Here is a 16,958-nt window from a genome sequence, read left to right on the forward strand (position 1 = left end):
AGTCGTCGCCGCACTGCGGTTCTCGTCCCCGCGCTGCCGTTGTTCGTGACCGCACAGCGGTTGTTCGGCGCTGCGCCGCGGTTGTCGTCGCCGCGCTGCGGTTGTTCGGCGCTGCGCCGAGCAGTCGTGGCCGCCGCTGCGGTTGTCATCGCTCCGCCGCGGTTGCCGTCGTCACGCTGCGGCTGCCGTCGCCGCGCGGCTGTCGTCGCCCTGCGGCTGTCGTCGCTGCGCCGCGGTTTGCCGTCGCTGCACTGCGATTCTCGTCGCCAGCCGCAGCTCCCCATCGCCACACTGCGGCTGCCGTCGCTCCGCTGGGCTTACTGAACCCTGCGCAACAACCCAACCACCGAACCACTCACTCAAGCGGCAGGTCAAACGCGACCAGCGTCCCCAAACTCGGCGAAGAATTGAGGAAAAACCGGCCACCAGCAGCATCAGCACGCTCGGCGAGATGCCGCAGCCCCCGGGTCGCGACCCCTTGCGGCACCCCGGATCCGTTGTCCCGCACGCGAAGCTTCACACCCTCCGCGTCGCGGGTCAACGTCACGCGGGTTTCGCTCGCACCGGAGTGTCGGACCACATTGGACAGCGCCTCGCGCAGTGCGGCACGGATGTGGTCGGCCCGCTCGGCGGGGATGTCGGCGAACTCGCCGGACAGCTCCAGGGTCGGCGGATACCCGAGCAACTCGCCGGCGATGCGCACTTCGCCGCGCGCGGATTCGGCGAGGTCGGTCGGGGTCCCGGGGTCGTGCCGTGGCTCCGGCGAGCGCAGGGCGCGCACGGTGCCGCGGATTTCCTCGATGGTCTGGTCCAGCTGGTCGATCGCGTCGGACAGCCGGGCCCCGTCGGCCTGCGCGAAGCGTTTGCGCATGTTGCGGCGGACTCGATCCAGTTGCATGCCGGTGCCGTAGAGCCGTTGCACGATCACGTCGTGCAGCTCGCGGGCAATGCGTTCGCGCTCTTGGTAGAGGGTGACGCGATGCCGCGCGTTCGCGCCCTCCGCCAGCGCGAGCACCACCCCGGCCTGCGCCGCGAACGCCGCGAGCATCTCGACCGTGCCCGCGGAAAACGGCTCGCGACCTTGTCGTCGGTACACCGTGAGCGCACCAAGCACCCGCCCGCCGGAGCCGAACGGCGCGGCCGCGAACGGTCCGTACCCGCGCAGTTCGTCCGGCACATACGGGGCAGTGCGCGGGTCGACGATGAAGTCCTCCGCCGCGATCGGCTCGCTGCCGCGCGCGACCTGACCCGCCGCGGAATCCGTCCCGAGGGTCAGCCCGCGCAGGTCCCCGACCGGCCCGCCGTCACCGTCGCCCGTCTGCACCTCGGCGAGAAAGCCGTCGACTCCATACGCCGCCTCGACCACGACGCGCCCGTCATCGGCGCTGACCATCGCCAGCCCGAGGTCCGCGTCCGCCAGCTCGACGGCTCTGGCCACGACTGTTTCCAGCACCCCCTCCGGGTCGTCCCCGGACAGCGCGGTGCTGGTGATCTCCGTAGCCGCGGATAGGGCGCGCGCGGCGAGTGTCGGGTCCATAAGCAACTCCGACCTTAGCGCGGAGCCCTGCTCCAGACCCGAAATCGTGACCGTCACCAACAACCCTCCGTCACGCCGCCACCCGCGGCAACGCCCGCCGCACGACGCGCCCGTCCCGGACCTCGAAAACGATGTCCGCTTGCAGCTCTTCATCCGCATTGTGCGTTACGTGCACGACCGTCCGTCCAGCAAGCTCTGTACGCAACGTCGCCCGCAACGCCCGCGCCGTCGGCTCGTCGAGATGCGACGTCGGCTCGTCAAGCAACACCAACTCCGCCGACGGAGCCGCCAGCAACGCCCGCGCCAACGCGACCCGCTGCGCCTGCCCGCCAGACAACCCGGCCCCGGCGCTGTCGAGCACCGTCGCCAAATCCAGCTCCGGCAACTGCGCCTGATCCAGCGCGCGCCGCAAATCGGACGTCTCCGCCAACGGATCAGCGAGCCGCAAATTCTCCGCCACAGTGGTCGAGACGAGCATCGGCTCCTGCGGTGCCCAAGCCACCTTCGCCGGCACCACGACCTCGCCGCGACGAGGCTCGAGGAACCCCAGCAAGGCCGCCACCAACGTCGACTTCCCAGCCCCACTCGGCCCGACGACCGCCACATAAGCCCCGGCCGGCACGCTCAACTCGACGTCCTTCAGCACCGCCTCGCCGCCAGGCCACCCCAGCTCGGCACCCCGCAACCGAACCGCAGCTGCACGCTCCAAGTCCGGCTCGTCAACGGCCTGAGCGACAACGGAACCCGCCGGTTCAGCACGACGGGCTTCTTCGTCAACGTCCCCGGCGGGACCAGCCGCACCCCGCGAACGCCCCGCTCCCACGCGACCTGCTACTTCGTGGATACCCCCAGCGGAACCAACCGCAGCACGCGCTCGGGCGTCTGCGTCGCACGCGCCCCCGGCAAAACCAGCCGCACCCCGCGAACGCCCTGCCCCCGCGCGACCTGCTACTTCGTGGATGTCCCCAGCGGAACCATCCGCAACGCGCGCTCGGCCATCCGCTTCGCACGCACCCCCGGCAAAACCAGCCGCACCCTGCGAATGCCCAACCTCCGACTCGCCGACCACCGCGCCGAGCCGAATCCGAGCCGCTCGCAGGGTGTCCCAATGCACCGCCGCCTGCGGCAACAGTGCCAATACCTCGGCCAGCGCCAACGGCACCAACGCCAGCAGCGGCGCCATCACCCCCGCCAGCTCCCCACGGCCGACCGCTCCCGCCGCCAGCATCGTGCTGACCACTGCGGCCGCCCCGGTCGCCAGCGTGATCAGTGCATCCGCCGCGCCTGCGCCGAAGGCCTGCCGTCGGGTGTCGGCGGCCAGTCGGGTGTCCGTCAAGGCCAAGTCGCGGCGACGCGAAGCCGCCCGGCCGTAGGCGAGCAGTTCCGCCGCCGACGAGAACAGCACCAGCACTCGCGCCGCGACGTCACGTCGTCCGGCGGCCAGGGCCGAAGTCGCGCGGCGCTCCAAACGCAGCGCAACCGCCGGTGCCGCCAAGCCGACCAACACAGTCAAGGCCAGCACCAAACCAGCCGACGGCAGCACCAACGTCTGCACCGCGACAGCCCCGGCCGCGACCAGCCCGACCACGATCGGCGGCGACACGACTCGCGGCAGCAGATCCCGCACGGTGTCGACGTCCGTCACCAACCGCCGCTGGCTTTCCCCCGCTTCGAGACTGCGCGCGGGACCCAAGCGCACCAACGCATTCCACAGTCGAACACGCAACCGTCCGGCGATCCGGAAGGCGGCGTCGTGCGTCACGAGCCGTTCGACATACCGGAGTCCGGCCCGGCCGAGCCCGAATGCGCGCACCCCGACGACCGCGACCGTCAAGGTCAGAATCGGCGGCTGCAACGAAGCTTTGGCGATCAACCAGCCAGAAGTCGCGGTGAGAGCGATCCCGGCCAAGAGCGCCAAGGCACCCAGCAGGGCACCGGAGAACAGCCGTCGGTCGAGCAGCATCCGCCAGGGAAGCGGCCGGGCGTCAAGACTGTCCGAAGTGGACTCAGCGACCGCCGCGCGAGCCGAGTCCTGAACAGCGACTGCGGCTGAACGTTCGTGCGCAGCGATGACCGCCGCCGCACCGTTTCCGACTGCTCGCTCGACGGCGTCCATGACCCGACGCGCGTTGACGTCGTCCAGGTGCGCGGTCGGCTCGTCCAGCAGGAGCAACCACGCGCCCGACTGAACGCGAAGCAATGCCCGAGCCACGGCGACGCGCTGGCGTTGTCCTTGGGAAAGCCGGTCGACCGGACGGTCGGCGAGGCCGTGCAGGCCGAGTTCGCCGAGCATCGCGTCGACGTCCGATCCAGCGACCGCGAGTTCTTCCCGCACAGTGCCGGCGCTGAAAACCGGCGACTGCGGGACCCAGGCGATCCCCGCGCGCCACCGTTCGAGGTCGGCCTGAGCCAGCGGTACGTCTCCGGCCAGCACCGACCCGTCGTAGGACGGCACGAAGCCCAGCAGGGTCGCGAGCGTCGTCGATTTTCCGCCACCGCTCGGCGCGCGCAGCCACACGATCTGGCCGCGTCGGACGGAGAAACTCTCGCCGTCGGGTGCGAATCCACCGCGTCGGGCGACTTTTAGGTCGGACACAACCAACGATCCACAGGGAGCGGTCCGCGTTCCTTCGGCCGGGACCGGTTCCGCGAGCACCGCGGTCACCCGGCGGACCGCTTCCACGCCGTCCTCGCTCGCGTGGAATGCCGCGCCGACCGCGCGAATCGGCTGGTAGCACTCGGGAGCGAGGATCAGCACGCCGAGTCCGATCGCCAGCGGGAGCGATCCCGACACCAACCGAACGCCGATGACGACCGCCACCAAGGCGACCGAGAGCGTCGCCGCGAGTTCGAGCACGAATGCCGAGGAGAACGCGACGCGCAACGTCTTGAGCGTGGCGCGACGATGCCGGTCCGACAGTTTCCGGACGGTTTCGGCTTGAGCGTCGGCTCGCCGGAACGCGGTGAGCACTGGCAGCGCCCGCACCAGTTCGAGCAGCAGGCCGGACATCCGGTGCACCGCGTCCGTCGCGCCGGAAACGCGGTCGGCGGTGAATTTTCCGACCAGGACGGCGAACATCGGCAGCAACGGGACCGTCGCGGCGATGATCACCGCCGAAGGCCAATCTGTCCACAGGATCGCCGCGCCTGCCGCGATGGGGACGACCGCGGCGGTGACGAGCGCGGGCAGGTACTCGCGGAAGTAGGAGTCGAGTGCGTCGAGGCCGCGGGTCACGAGGGTCGTGAGCTCGCCGTGACCGCGGCGGGCGAGCCATTCCGGGCCGAGGCGCAACGCGTGGTCGACGACGCGGGCGCGCAGGTCGCGTTGCGCGGTCGCGGCGGCGCGGGCGGAAACCACCCGCACCGCCCAGCTGGTGCCCGCGCGGCCCACGACGAGCGCGAACAGGACAGCCAACTGGACGGTGCGGCCCCCTTCCCCCAGCCCCCGGGAGACCACGTCCGCGAGGATATCCGCCAGCAGAAAAGCTTGTCCGACAAGGAAAACCGCGTTCCCGAACGACAGCACCGCGACCAGGATCAGCGCTCGGCGCGCGGCCGGCCCCAGGGCCGAGAGCGCGCCGAGCGGACCCTTGCCCGGCCGCACAGGGTCCATGGGGGACCCGGTGGCGGAAAGGGGTGCGCGGCCGGGAAGCTCGGTCATGGTGCGTGCACCGCCGGGATGTGCTGGACGCCGATGCGCTTGCGGAACACCCAGTAGGTCCAGCCTTGATAAATCAGCACAGCTGGAGCCCCGAACGCGCCGACCCAGGTCATCACCGTCAGCGTGTAATGGCTGACCGCGCTGTTCATGATGGTCAGCGAGTGCGCCGGGTCGAGCGTGGACGGCAGGACGTTCGGATAGAGCGCGCCGAAGAAGGTCACCGCGGCGGCCGTGATGACGACCGCGAGCGCGGCGAACGCCTGCCCGTCGCGGTCGACGTAGAGCCGCAGCCACGCGACCGCGGCGGCGAGAACGACGATCACCAGCGAGAAGAGCGTCCACAGTTTGCCTTCGCGGACCTGGACGACCACGAGGAACGCGACCAACGGCAGCAGCCCGACCGGGAGGATGCGCAGCGCGATGGTGCGCGCGCGTTCCCGCAGGTCACCGGTCGTTTTCAGGGCAAGGAACGCCGCGCCGTGCACGAGCGAGAACCCGACGATCGCCACCGCGCCCAGCAGCGTGTCCCACCGGACCGACTCGAACGGCGACCCGACGCGGTTGCCTTGTGCGTCGAGCGGCAGGCCGAGCACGGTGGTCGCGAGCAGCAGCCCGACGCCCAGCGGAGGGATCCAGGAACCGATGATGATCACGCGGTCCCAGACGCGCCGCCAGCGTTCGGAGTCGACCTTGCCGCGGTACTCGAACGCGACGCCGCGCCCGATGAGCGCGATGAGGACGAGCAGCAACGGGAGGTAAGCACCGGAGAAAAGCGACGCGTACCAGCCCGGGAACGCCGCGAAGGTCGCCCCGGCCGCGACAATCAGCCAGACCTCGTTGCCGTCCCAGACCGGCCCGATCGTGTTGACGAGGACGCGCCGCTCGGTGTTCGTCTTCCCGAGCACCGGCAGCAGCATCCCGACGCCGAAGTCGAATCCTTCGAGGAAGAGATACCCCAGCCAGAACAACGCGACGATCGCGAACCACAGCGTTTCGAGCGTCATGCCCACTCACCTCGTCCGGCGTGCGCCGGCGTCATCCGGTCGGCCACCGGGTTGTCCCCACGATGGCCCTGAGTTATCCACAACCCGCCGAGTTGTCCACAGATTCGCTGTGGGTAACCCGCGAGAGCCACAACCCGATTACGCTGGGTACGGGGCGTCCCCCCGGTGAGGGCGGGGGCTGCGTACGCGCGGGGAGGGGTCGGGGCAAAGGTTTGCGTCGGCTGGTGCGGCGGGGCGGGGTGAGCTGGGGCGAAGTCGCGCGTGGCCGGGGATGTCTGGTCGTGCGTCGCGGCGGCGGATCGATCCAGCGCGGTGGTTTGGCCGTCCAGCGCAGTCGGGGACGGGAGGTTGGGTGCCACCCCGGCAGGTCGGTTGGACTCAGTAGCTCGGCCGACCCGCCCAACCGGGGAGGCAAGGTTGGGTGCCGCCGCAGCGGCTCGTCCCTCTCGCGCAACCAGGAACGTCGTGAGGTGCGCCGCCACAGATCGGTCCGACGCAGTAACTCGTCCAAGCTCAACCGGGAACGTGAAGCTGTGCGTCGCAGCAGTGGACCGGCCCAGCACGGCAATTCCGTCCACCGCGACCGGCACCATGCCGGGCCCACTCAGCGTCGCGTTCATCTCCACCTCCGTCATGTCCATCGCAGCGGGACCGCGGCCGGTCCAGGCCAGTGGAGCGGGCCGCGCCCAGACCCGGCCCTCCGGGTCTTCTGGCGGCACCCCGGCCCGCTCCACCGGGTCAGTAGGCGAACGAAAGCGCCTGGTCATCGGAATCATCCGAACCTTCGTCAGAAGAGGAAGCAGCGGCAGGCGGCATCACCGCGTCCACCCCGCCCCGTACGTACTTGCGCATCAGGTACAGCTCCACCACGCCCAGCACCGCGTACAGCAGCGTCAACGCGATCAGCGACGTCAGAATCTCGCCCACCGTCAGCCTCGACACCGCCTGTGCCGTGAACATCCACATGCCCTCGACGCCGGTCGGGTTGGGCGCGACCACGAACGGCTGCCGCCCCATCTCCGTGAAGATCCAGCCCGCGCTGTTGCCGATGAACGGCGTCGCGATGCCGCCGAGCACCAGCAGCGGGAACCAGCGTCCGCCGGGGATTCGGCCGCGGCGGGTGAGCCACAGGGCCAGCAGGCCGATGCCCGCGGAGATCGCGCCGAAGCCGATCATGATCCGGAAGCCCCAGTACGTCACCGGCAGGCTGGGCACATAGTCGATCGGTTTGCCCGCGAGCGAACCGAGCGCCGGGTCGTCCGGGTAGTTCGTGCCGTATTTCGCCTGGTATTCCGAAACCAGGTTCTCCACGCCCTTGACCTCGGTGGAGAAGTCGTTGTGCGCCAGGAAGGACAGCAGCGCGGGCACGTTGAACGTCTTGACGTCCTCGCAGTTCGCGTTAGCGACGTCGCCGATCGCGATGATCGAGAAGCTCGCCGGCTTTTCCGTGTGGCACAACGCTTCCGCCGACGCCATCTTCATCGGCTGCTGCTCGAACATCAGCTTGCCCTGCATGTCGCCGGTGATCGCCAGTACCGCGAACGCCACCACGCCGACCCAGCCGCCGAGGCGCAGCGACGAGCGCCAGACCTCGCGGTGTTCGTCCGACGTCGAACGGCGCCGCCACAGGTGCCAGCCGGCCACGCCGACCAGGAACGCCGCCGCTACCGAGAACGCGCCGGCGAGCGTGTGCGGGATCGCGGCGAGCGCCGTGTTGTTCGTGAGCACCGCGCCGATCGAGTTCATCGTCGGCTTGCCGTTCACGAACTCGACGCCGACCGGATGCTGCATCCACGAGTTCGCGGCGAGAATGAAGTACGCCGAGGCCATCGTGGCCAGCGAGAACGCCCACGCGCAGGCCAGGTGCACGCGACGAGGCAGCCGGTCCCAGCCGAAGATCCACAGGCCGAGGAAAACCGACTCGACGAAGAACGCGAGGAGGCCTTCCATCGCGAGCGGCGCGCCGAACACGTCGCCGACGAACCGGGAGTACGCGCTCCAGCTCATCCCGAACTGGAACTCCTGCACGATCCCGGTCACCACGCCCATGGCGAAGTTGACGAGCAGCAGCTTGCCCCAGAACTTCGTCATCTTGAGGTGCCGCAGCTTGCCGGTGCGCACCCACGCCGTCTGCATGGCCGCGACCAGCACCGAAAGTCCGATGGTCAGCGGGACCATCAGGAAGTGGTAGACGGTGGTGATGCCGAACTGCCACCGCGCGAGCTCAAGGACATCCACGTGTCCGATCCTCCGCGCGCACAGTCGCGCCAGCCAGTTCAACACGTCCTGAACCAGCCGGGACCAACGTCCCGCCGACCTGCTGGAATCCGGGTCCGGACCCAGGCCGAGCTACCCCCGATCAGGTGGTGCTCAGCGGGTCTCCTCCACGAGCCACGACAGGTACCGCGGGCTCCCGCCGACGATCGGCGTGACGATGACCTCGGGCAGGTCGTACGGATGCCGCACGTTCAGGAACTCCTCCAGCGCGCCGGACCGGTCCGCGGCCGTCTTGCACTCGACCCGCCATTCGGCCGCCGTCTGCACCTCGTCCTCCCACCGGAAAACGCTGGTGATCGGCCCCACGATCTGGGCGCACGCGGCGAGCCGGGCCTCGATGGCGCTCGCGGCGATGGTGCGCGCGGCGGCCTCGGAGTCGACGGTGGTGGTGACGACGACGTGGTCAGCAGACATGACCCGCACCGTACCGCAGCCGGAAAACAGAATTCGGCGCACCGAAAAAAATATTCCGGCCCACCAGCGGCGAGCATTCTGCCGACCTTATCAGGCAATTCGCGAAACCCATCAGCTTGCGGTTTTCTGAACCTCCCCTTTATCGTTGCAGTGAAAGGGGTGAGCACGAACCCATGTCTCCCGCATTGATCGCTCTGTTCAGCGCGTTCGGCCTGGTACTGGCCGTCGAGCTGCCGGACAAGACGCTCGTCGCGACCCTCGTGCTCACCACTCGTTTTCGCGCCTGGCCGGTATTCGCCGGAGTATGCGTGGCGTTCGCCGTGCAATGCGTGATCGCGGTCGCTTTCGGAAGCCTGCTCACCCTCTTGCCGGAAACTCTTGTTTCGGTGCTGGTCGCCGCGATGTTCGGCGTCGGCGCGTTCCTGCTGCTGCGCGAGGGCTTCAGCGAAGGCAGCGAAGCGGGCGAGGACGCGTCGCGGTCCGGACCCGGGCCGGTCTCGTTCCTGCGTTCCGCGCTGACGTCCTTCGGCGTGCTCTTCGCGGCGGAGTGGGGCGACGCCTCGCAGCTGGCGACCGCGGGTCTCGTCGCCCGTCTCGGCAACCCGTTCGCGGTCGGGGTCGGCGCGTTCGTCGCGCTGGTGTCGGTCGCCGGGCTGGCGGTGTTCATCGGCGCGAAGATCCGCGACCGGATCCGGCCGAAGCTGATCCAGCGGGTCGCCGGGTTCGTGTTCGCCGGTTTCGCCGCGTTCGCGCTGGCCCAGCTGCTCTGGTAACGGCCGTTTCACAGGAACGCCGGGTAACCTCTTCGGAACCCCCGAACGAGGACCAGGTGAACCCCCGGGGACGCCATGGCCTCCGCCATGACCGCCGAGGAGCCCCCGTGCCGACCACCTCCCGCGCCGCCGTGTCGCCGGTGTCGCCGGTGCACGGCAGGCTCGCGCTGGCGGGCATCGGGGCGGCGGTGCTCATCGCCACAGACCTGCACCTGCGGCTCTCCGCGCAAATCAGCCCGATCTGGCAGACGCTGTCGGAGTACGTATACGGCAGGCTCGGCGACCATTCGGCCGCGCGGCTGTTCGCCGTCATGTGCCTCGCGCTCGCGCTGGGTTCGCTGGCGTTGCTGGCCGGGCTCGTCAAAGCCCGCCGCTCGCCCGCGGTCGTCATCCTGCTCGGCGTGTGGTGCGCCGGCCTCACGATCTGCGCGACAGTCCCCGTCGACCCCAACGGCGAAGCCCGTTCCTTCGACGGCCAACTCCACAACGCCGCCGCCCTCACGGCCTTCCTCGCGCTCCCCACGGCCGCCTGGCTGCTGACCCGCCGCGGCGGTCGATCGTGCCCGTGGGAGCCGCGCCGCACGACGATCCGCCGGCTGGCCGTCGCGAGTTTCGCCAGCGTCGCGGTGGTGCTGGGCGGTTTCGTGTTCACCCTGATCACCGGGCCCGCGCAGCAGGAAGTGACGCTCGGGTTGTTCGAGCGGCTGCTGTTCTCGGTCGACCTGGCGCTGCTGCTGACCATGGTCCGCCCGCTGGTCGCCGCGTCCCGCCGCTAGGTCCGCAGCACCTCGGCAAGCTTCAAAGCCGCTTCCACCGCCAACGGTCCCACTTCGTCCGAAGCCAACGGCTCCAACGAGATCACCCCGACGCTCGCCCGCAGACCGGGAACCCCGCGCACCGGCGCGGCGACGCCAGAAGCACCGGCCTCGATCTCGCCGGTCGAAACGGCCCACTTGTCAGTGCCGCCGGGCCGCAACGCCATCGCCCGTCCCGCCGCACCCGCGGCGAGCGCGTGCCTGCTGCCGACCCGGTACGCCACGTGATAGCTCGTCCACGACGGCTCCACCACCGCGACCGCCTGCGCGTGATCGCCCTGCGCCACCGTCAGATGCGCAGTAGCGCCGACCTTCTCGGCCAGCTCGCGCAACACCGGCCGCGCGGCCTCGCGCAGCTGTGGCAGCACCTGACCGGCCAGCCGCAGCACTCCGACGCCGAGCCGCACCTTCGTGCCGTCCCGCCAGATCAGGCCGCGCTCGGCCAACGGCACCAGCAACCGGTACACCGCCGCGCGGCTGGCGCCGATGGTCACCGCGAGTTCGGAGATGGTCGCCGCCTGCTCGCCCGCATCGGCCACCGCCTGCAGCAGCGCCAGACCACGGTCGAGGGTCAGCGACCCCTCCGTGCTCACAACAGCTCGAGTTCACCCAGGTCGGCCACCGGCTCGGCGAAGGACGCCGCCGCGTACGACCCGAACAGCTGCCGGACCGCCTTCGCGGCCGGCTCCGGCAGCGCGCGCGCTTCGTCCGCGAGCGCCTTGCCGTCGGTCGATTCCAGCGCCGCGCGGACGTCGCCGCCGGAGAGGCAGCGCGCCGACGCGACGAGCAGGTTCAGGAAGCCGTGATGCGTGAAGCCGGTTTCCGGGTCGACGTGCCGGACCGCGCGGTGCAGGCTGTTCGTCGCCTTGAACGACGCTCCCGGCGAGCCGCTGACCACGGACAGGAAGTCGGCGACCTCGTCCACGCTGGGGAAGTTCTCCCCCGCCTTGCCGCCGCAGCGGATCTTCGGCCAGCTGCCGTGCTCGATCACGTTGCGGACGCCGTCCAGCCAGCCGACGCCGCGGCGCGGTTCGACCACCCGGATGACGTCCTCGGGCACGAACTCCGAGACCCGTTCGAGCCACACCTCGTCGACGTCGGACGGGGCGGGCATCTCCACCATCCGCAGCGACAGCAGCTCGCTGCGCGATTCGACGATCGAGATCGCCTTCGGAACGCCGCCCAGCCCGGTGTCGATGATCAGCGACAGCGGCAGCGGCTCCTTGGGCTTGATCTTGATCAGCTCGGTGATCAGCTCCGGCAGCCGCGAGGCCTGGCACAGGAAAACCCCGAGCACCCCGGCGTGTTCCCCGCCGCGCGATTCGAAGTGCGCACGCAGCGCCTCCGGCATCGCGACGTCCGCCGGCGGGAAGAGCGCCGAGTCGTCGACGAGCCGCGCGAACAGGGGAGGAATTCCACGGGGGCCGGGGGGCGTGAGTTCCACAGCGCTTGACACGACTGACACGCTAGTAGCGTACGGCATGGGGACAAAATCGTTCGCTCTGCGGACGCATTTCAAGGCCTTCCCGACCCGGGATCAACCGGCCGATCGAGCCGCTTCCACGCGGTCCCACCCTTAAGCCGATCCGCTGACCAGCGTTTTCCCGCCCCGTGGGTGATCTTCGCGCGCACTCTTCCCTTCGCGCGGCAATTCAGGTTAGGCTCACCTAAGTAGGAGGTGAGCCGTGACCGAGGCACCCGTATCCGTGCGCCGCCCGCCCGCGCCGAATCCCGCCGAACGCGCCAAGACGATCGCGACCCGCGGCGGCCCGGCGACGATCATGCCGACCGTCGAGAGCGCCGGCTGCGAGGCCGAACGCGTCGAACCCGTCCTGCATCACGTGCACCACAGCGGAAGCGTCAGCATTCTTCTGCCGGACGAGCACCCGATGGTGCGCGCGTCCCGGCAGGCTCAGCGCGGCGAGCTCGCCGTCATGGTCGAGCTCGCCGACCACGCCCCAGTGGCGCTGCGGGAACCGGTCCGCGGCCTGCTGTGGATCACCGGATGGCTCCGGCCGCTGACGGAGGTGTCGGCCCGCGCCCGCGCGGTGTCGATCGCCGAACAGCGGCCGGACCACCGGCTCCTCGACGTCGGCCACGGCCTCACGCTGCTCCGGCTCACCCCGGCGTCGCTGGTCCTCGCCGACGCCGAGGGCACGCATTCGCTCCGGCCGCACATGTTCAGCGCGGCCCCGCCGGACCCGTTCCACGATTACGAGGCCGAATGGCTGCGGCACCTGGAAAGCGACCATCCGGACGTGGTGGAACAGCTGGGCCGGCACCTGCCCGCGGACCTGCGCGGCGGCCGGATCCGCCCGCTCGGCCTCGACCGGTACGGCCTGCGCCTGCGCGTCGAATCACCGGCGGGCGACCACGACGTCCGGCTGGCGTTCTCCCGCACCGTCGACAGCCCGCCGCAGCTGGCCGCGGAACTGCGGCGCTTGCTCGGCTACCCGTTCCTGCGCCACCAGCACGGCGAGGACTGACCGTCAGTCCTCGGCCAGCTCCGGGGGAAAGCCGCCGGTCGCGATCGGCCCCCACCGGTCGATCGTGATCCGGATCAGGCTCTTGCCCTGTTTGCGCATCGCCTCGCGGTACTCGTCCCAGTCCGGGTGCTCGCCGGAGATGCTGCGGAAGTAGTCGACCAGCGGCTCGACCGAATCCGGCAGGTCGAGCACCTCCGCGGTCCCGTCGACCTGCACCCACGGGCCGTTCCACTCGTCCGACAGCACGCACACCGACACCTTCGGCTCGCGCCGGAGGTTGACCGCCTTCGCACGCTTCGGGTAGGTCGCGATGACGATGCGGCCCTCGTCGTCGACGCCGCAGGTGTTCGGGGACAGCTGGGGCCGCCCGTCGGCGCGGGTGGTCACCAGGATCGCGCGGTGACGCGGCTTCAGGAACGCGACCAGCTCGGCGCGCTCGACCTTCGTGTTGGTGGCGATAGTCCTCGGCATACCCCGACGGTAGCGTGCGTTCATGCGCACCACAGAGCGTTCCGGAGGGGCCTCAGGCCTGCGATCCTGGCTCAACCCGGCACTTCCGGCGTTCCCGGCCGAGCTCACCGATCCCGGCGAGCGGCGCGCGGTCAAGATCGAGCTGGTCCTCGTCTTCGGCATCACCCTCGGGCTGTCCGGCGCGCGCAGCCTGCTGTCCCTTGTGGACTCTCTGCTCCGGCCGACCCCGTTGGCGCAGCAGCAAGTGCAGCTCAACGTCCCGCGCGCGGCGGCGAGCCTGCTGGACCTGCTCCAGCAGTTGCTGAGCGCCGCGCAGCTGATCGGCTGGGGCGGGCTCGGGCTGTACCTGCTGTGGCGGGCCGGGCTGAAACTGCGCGAGATCGGCCTGAGCCGCCGCATCCGCACCGACGCGCTGATCACCGTCGGAATCGCCGCCCTGATCGGCATTCCCGGGCTCGCGCTGTACTTCGTCTCCTATCACCTCGGGTTCAGCCTCGCGGTGCAACCGTCCACTTTGGGCGATACCTGGTGGCGGCCGATCGCGCTGACGCTTTCCGCGTTCGGCAACGCGTTCGCCGAGGAAGTGCTCGTGATCGGCTACCTGCTCACGCGGCTGCGGCAACTCGGCGTGCGCGAGAACGCGTCGCTGTTCGGCGCGGCGGTACTTCGCGGTTCCTACCACCTGTACCAAGGGTTCGGCGGGTTCGTCGGCAACCTCGTGATGGGGCTGGTGTTCGGCCGCGTGTGGCAGCGGACCAACCGGCTGTGGCCGCTCATCGCCGCGCATACATTGTTCGATGTGGTGTCCTTCGTCGGCTATTCGTTGCTGAAAGGCCGTCTTTCCTGGCTCCCGTGATGCCCGCTCATTAGGCTCGCACTTCGTGAGCGAGACGAGCGAGATGACCGCACCTCCCAGGGTGGACAGCGAAGTCGGGCCGCTTCGGGCAGTACTGCTGCACCGGCCGGGAAACGAGCTGAAACGGCTCACGCCCCGCAACAACGACAAGCTGCTTTTCGACTCCATCCCGTGGGTGAGCCGGGCCCAGCAGGAGCACGACGCGTTCGCCGACGTCCTGCGCGGCCGGGGCGTCGAGGTGCTGCTGCTGGCCGACGTTCTCCGCACCGCGCTGGAAGATCCGCGCGCGCACGCCGCCGGGGTCCACGCCGCGGTGGACGACCGGCGGCTCGGCAGCGACCTCGCGGACTCGCTGAGGTCGCATCTCACGAGCGTCGACGCGCCCACCCTCGCCGAGGTCCTGATGGCGGGTATGACGTTCGAGGAGCTGCCGTCCGCCGAGGGCGCGTCCCTGGTGCGGATGATGCACCATCCGCGCGACTTCGCCGTCGATCCGCTGCCCAATCTGCTGTTCACCCGCGATTCGTCCGCGTGGATCGGCGACCGCGTCGCGATCTCGTCGCTGACCATGCCCGCGCGGCGGCGGGAAACGGCGCTGCTCGACCTCATTTACGCCTACCATCCGCGATTCCGCCACGCCGCCCGCGCTTACGGCGCGCATTCCGCGCCGATCGAAGGCGGCGACGTGATGCTGCTGGCCCCCGGCGTCGTCGCGATCGGCGTCGGCGAACGGACGACTCCGGCCGGCGCCGAATCGCTCGCGCGTTCGGTATTCGCCGACGGACTCGCACATACCGTCCTCGCGGTGCCGATCGAACAATCGCGCGCGACAATGCATCTCGACACCGTATGCACGATGGTCGATGTCGATGCCGTCGTGATGTATCCGCTCGCACGCGATTCCCTGACCGCGTTCACCATCAAGCCGACCGGCGACGGCGGAGTGAAAGTGGCGGGCCCGACGCCGTTTCTCGAAGCCGCCGCGGAAGCGATGGAGATCGACCGGCTGCGCGTGATCGACACCGGCCTCGACCCGGTCACCGCGGAGCGCGAACAGTGGGATGACGGCAACAACACGCTGGCACTGGCCCCGGGCGTGGTCGTGGGATACGAACGCAACGCGGAGACCAACGAGCGGCTCACCGCGGCGGGCATCGAGGTGCTGCCGATCACCGGGTCCGAACTGGGGTCCGGCCGCGGCGGCCCGCGCTGCATGTCGTGCCCGGTGCGCCGCGATCCCCCGGCAAAGAAAAGTTAGCCTCTCCTTAATAAGGGCGCACATATTAAGGGAAGGCTAACCAAAATAAGCATTTCCTTCTTGAGGAATGGTAACCCTAATAGGGTGGAGATCACCAGCCAAAAGTGGAAAACAATCGGACATTGACGTACGGTGATGGACATGGCCGCTACGAAGAAAGAACCGCGCTCGAAGTTTTACGAACTGCTGCAGGCGCAGATCCACAACGAGTTCAACGCCTCCCAGCAGTACATCGCGCTCGCGGTCTGGTTCGACAACGAGGACCTGCCGCAGCTCGCGAAGCACTTCTACAAGCAGTCCGTCGAGGAGCGCAATCACGCGATGGCGCTCGTCCAGTACATGCTCGACCGCGACCACCACGTCGAGGTCCCCGGCACCGGCGAGGTGCGCAACGAGTTCTCCGCTCCGCTCGAGCTGCTCGAGCTCGCGCTGGAGCAGGAGAAGGAGGTCGCTGCCGACATCTCCGCGCTCGCGAAGGCCGCGCGAGCCGAGGAGGACTACATCAGCGAGCAGTTCACCCAGTGGTTCCTCAAGGAGCAGGTCGAGGAGATCTCCCAGATGTCGACGCTCGTCACGGTCGCGCGCCGCGCGGGTGACAACGTCTACGAGATCGAGAAGTTCCTGCACCGCGAGGCCGTCGGCGACGCCGGCGCGGACGCCGGGATGCCCCCGGTCGCGGGTGGCGCGCTGTAAGCGCTCGACGCTTGCCGGAAGCCCGGTTGTCCCCAGTGTGGACAACCGGGCTTCCCCATGTGGATAACTTCAGCGCCGCACGTAGTGCGCGATGAGCACGCCGGTGGTGGTCGCGACGCTGCCGGCGAGCGAAAACTCGGTCAGCGGAGCCGGTCCTTCGAACAGCCGCGCGCCGCGGCCGAGGGTCAGCGGATGGATCAGCAAGATGTAGCGGTCGACCAGCCCGGCGGCGTGCAGCGCGCGCACGAGCGAAACGCTGCCGATGATCGAAAGATCCTTGCCCGGCAAGGCTTTCAGCTCCGCCACGGTCTCCACTGCGGAGCCCCGCAGCAGCACCGAATTCTGCCAGGCGTCCGCGTTGTCGAGGGTGGTGGAGACGACGTACTTGGTCGCGGCGTTCATATGCGAGGTGAACGGATTCCCGTCCATCCGCGACCCCCAGGCCGTGGCGAAGTCCTCCCAGGTGCGCCGGCCGAACAGCATGTCCCCGGGCCGGCTCATGCCCTTGCCCATCTCGCGGGCCATGACGTCGTCGCTGTAGCCATTGCCCCAGCCGCCTAGGTCGAACCCACCGCGCGTGTCCTCGTCGCTGCGGCCGAGACCTTGGACGACGCCGTCGAGGGTGATGCTCAGGGTGACGTTGATCGAACGCATCGGGGATGTCCTCCCGCTTCCGCGGGCCGCCGACCGGCCCGTCACCCGCTACACGAGCG

The 16,958-nt window shown here is 69.5% G+C and carries 15 protein-coding genes; 6 read left to right on the top strand and 9 right to left on the bottom strand.

The annotated features are described in order from the left end of the window. Positions 1 to 355 precede the first annotated feature (355 nt). The 5 genes from DMP23_RS33245 to cutA all read right to left on the bottom strand — a co-directional run bounded on the left by DMP23_RS33245 (position 356) and on the right by cutA (position 8,893). The gene (locus tag DMP23_RS33245) at positions 356 to 1,537 is read right to left on the bottom strand and encodes a GAF domain-containing sensor histidine kinase (protein WP_078870230.1); all 1,182 of its coding nucleotides are present in this window, start codon (positions 1,535 to 1,537) and stop codon (positions 356 to 358) included. Positions 1,538 to 1,607: 70 nt separating this feature from the next. Further along, positions 1,608 to 5,150 carry a thiol reductant ABC exporter subunit CydD gene (gene cydD, locus DMP23_RS33250; protein WP_337823456.1) on the bottom strand — a complete coding sequence of 1,181 codons (3,543 nt, stop codon included), beginning with the start codon at positions 5,148 to 5,150 and terminating at the stop codon, positions 1,608 to 1,610. A gap of 44 nt (positions 5,151 to 5,194) precedes the next feature. Beyond that, positions 5,195 to 6,202 carry a cytochrome d ubiquinol oxidase subunit II gene (cydB, locus tag DMP23_RS33255; protein ID WP_037807007.1) on the bottom strand — a complete coding sequence of 336 codons (1,008 nt, stop codon included), beginning with the start codon at positions 6,200 to 6,202 and terminating at the stop codon, positions 5,195 to 5,197. 738 nt (positions 6,203 to 6,940) lie between these two features. Next, positions 6,941 to 8,440 carry a cytochrome ubiquinol oxidase subunit I gene (locus tag DMP23_RS33260; RefSeq protein ID WP_037807005.1) on the bottom strand — a complete coding sequence of 500 codons (1,500 nt, stop codon included), beginning with the start codon at positions 8,438 to 8,440 and terminating at the stop codon, positions 6,941 to 6,943. 132 nt (positions 8,441 to 8,572) lie between these two features. Beyond that, entirely contained in the window at positions 8,573 to 8,893 is a 321-nt protein-coding gene (gene cutA, locus DMP23_RS33265) for a divalent-cation tolerance protein CutA (RefSeq protein ID WP_037718964.1), read from the bottom strand. Positions 8,894 to 9,066: 173 nt separating this feature from the next. On the opposite strand from cutA, the gene DMP23_RS33270 reads away from it, so the two are divergent. Continuing rightward, positions 9,067 to 9,666 (top strand): TMEM165/GDT1 family protein, encoded by a 600-nt coding sequence (locus DMP23_RS33270; RefSeq protein WP_037807003.1) that lies wholly within the window; start codon positions 9,067 to 9,069, stop codon positions 9,664 to 9,666. A 107-nt stretch (positions 9,667 to 9,773) separates the two neighbouring features. Continuing rightward, positions 9,774 to 10,442 (top strand): DUF998 domain-containing protein, encoded by a 669-nt coding sequence (locus DMP23_RS33275; RefSeq protein WP_337823457.1) that lies wholly within the window; start codon positions 9,774 to 9,776, stop codon positions 10,440 to 10,442. Here the strand turns inward: DMP23_RS33275 and DMP23_RS33280 are convergent. Next, on the bottom strand, positions 10,439 to 11,074 hold the full coding sequence (locus DMP23_RS33280; RefSeq protein ID WP_337823458.1) for an IclR family transcriptional regulator: 636 nt from the start codon (positions 11,072 to 11,074) through the stop codon (positions 10,439 to 10,441). The genes DMP23_RS33275 and DMP23_RS33280 overlap by 4 nt on opposite strands. Next, the gene (locus tag DMP23_RS33285; protein WP_268744717.1) at positions 11,071 to 11,925 is read right to left on the bottom strand and encodes a hypothetical protein; all 855 of its coding nucleotides are present in this window, start codon (positions 11,923 to 11,925) and stop codon (positions 11,071 to 11,073) included. The genes DMP23_RS33280 and DMP23_RS33285 overlap by 4 nt, the downstream gene beginning before the upstream one ends. A 241-nt stretch (positions 11,926 to 12,166) precedes the next feature. On the opposite strand from DMP23_RS33285, the gene DMP23_RS33290 reads away from it, so the two are divergent. Then, positions 12,167 to 12,967, top strand: coding sequence for a DUF2470 domain-containing protein (locus tag DMP23_RS33290; RefSeq protein WP_337823459.1), 801 nt, complete (start codon positions 12,167 to 12,169; stop codon positions 12,965 to 12,967). Positions 12,968 to 12,970: 3 nt separating this feature from the next. Here DMP23_RS33290 and DMP23_RS33295 read toward each other — a convergent pair whose 3' ends face one another. Further along, positions 12,971 to 13,438, bottom strand: a complete 468-nt coding sequence (locus DMP23_RS33295; RefSeq protein WP_337823460.1) for a PPOX class F420-dependent oxidoreductase — start codon at positions 13,436 to 13,438, stop codon at positions 12,971 to 12,973. Between the two features lie 22 nt (positions 13,439 to 13,460). On the opposite strand from DMP23_RS33295, the gene DMP23_RS33300 reads away from it, so the two are divergent. The 3 genes from DMP23_RS33300 to DMP23_RS33310 all read left to right on the top strand — a co-directional run bounded on the left by DMP23_RS33300 (position 13,461) and on the right by DMP23_RS33310 (position 16,245). Next, on the top strand, positions 13,461 to 14,294 hold the full coding sequence (locus DMP23_RS33300; protein WP_337823461.1) for a CPBP family intramembrane glutamic endopeptidase: 834 nt from the start codon (positions 13,461 to 13,463) through the stop codon (positions 14,292 to 14,294). A gap of 61 nt (positions 14,295 to 14,355) precedes the next feature. Further along, a complete protein-coding gene (locus DMP23_RS33305) occupies positions 14,356 to 15,552 on the top strand; it encodes an arginine deiminase (protein ID WP_037806987.1) in 1,197 nt (398 codons plus the stop codon). A gap of 141 nt (positions 15,553 to 15,693) precedes the next feature. After that, positions 15,694 to 16,245 (top strand): ferritin, encoded by a 552-nt coding sequence (locus tag DMP23_RS33310; RefSeq protein ID WP_037807613.1) that lies wholly within the window; start codon positions 15,694 to 15,696, stop codon positions 16,243 to 16,245. Between the two features lie 69 nt (positions 16,246 to 16,314). Here the strand turns inward: DMP23_RS33310 and DMP23_RS33315 are convergent, their stop codons facing one another. Beyond that, entirely contained in the window at positions 16,315 to 16,899 is a 585-nt protein-coding gene (locus DMP23_RS33315) for a dihydrofolate reductase family protein (protein ID WP_337823462.1), read from the bottom strand. Positions 16,900 to 16,958 lie beyond the last annotated feature (59 nt).

Origin of the sequence: Amycolatopsis sp. A1MSW2902, from assembly GCF_017312175.1 — a bacterium.
Classification (GTDB): Bacteria; Actinomycetota; Actinomycetes; order Mycobacteriales; family Pseudonocardiaceae; genus Amycolatopsis; species Amycolatopsis nivea.

Excerpts from the sequence above, each read along its gene's own strand:
- DMP23_RS33245 (WP_078870230.1), bottom strand. The coding sequence starts at position 1,537 with ATGGACCCGACACTCGCCGCGCGCGCCCTATCCGCGGCTACGGAGATC.
- cydD (WP_337823456.1), bottom strand. The coding sequence starts at position 5,150 with ATGGACCCTGTGCGGCCGGGCAAGGGTCCGCTCGGCGCGCTCTCGGCC.
- cydB (WP_037807007.1), bottom strand. The coding sequence starts at position 6,202 with ATGACGCTCGAAACGCTGTGGTTCGCGATCGTCGCGTTGTTCTGGCTG.
- cutA (WP_037718964.1), bottom strand. The coding sequence starts at position 8,893 with ATGTCTGCTGACCACGTCGTCGTCACCACCACCGTCGACTCCGAGGCC.
- DMP23_RS33270 (WP_037807003.1), top strand. The coding sequence starts at position 9,067 with ATGTCTCCCGCATTGATCGCTCTGTTCAGCGCGTTCGGCCTGGTACTG.
- DMP23_RS33295 (WP_337823460.1), bottom strand. The coding sequence starts at position 13,438 with ATGCCGAGGACTATCGCCACCAACACGAAGGTCGAGCGCGCCGAGCTG.
- DMP23_RS33300 (WP_337823461.1), top strand. The coding sequence starts at position 13,461 with ATGCGCACCACAGAGCGTTCCGGAGGGGCCTCAGGCCTGCGATCCTGG.
- DMP23_RS33310 (WP_037807613.1), top strand. The coding sequence starts at position 15,694 with ATGGCCGCTACGAAGAAAGAACCGCGCTCGAAGTTTTACGAACTGCTG.
- DMP23_RS33315 (WP_337823462.1), bottom strand. The coding sequence starts at position 16,899 with ATGCGTTCGATCAACGTCACCCTGAGCATCACCCTCGACGGCGTCGTC.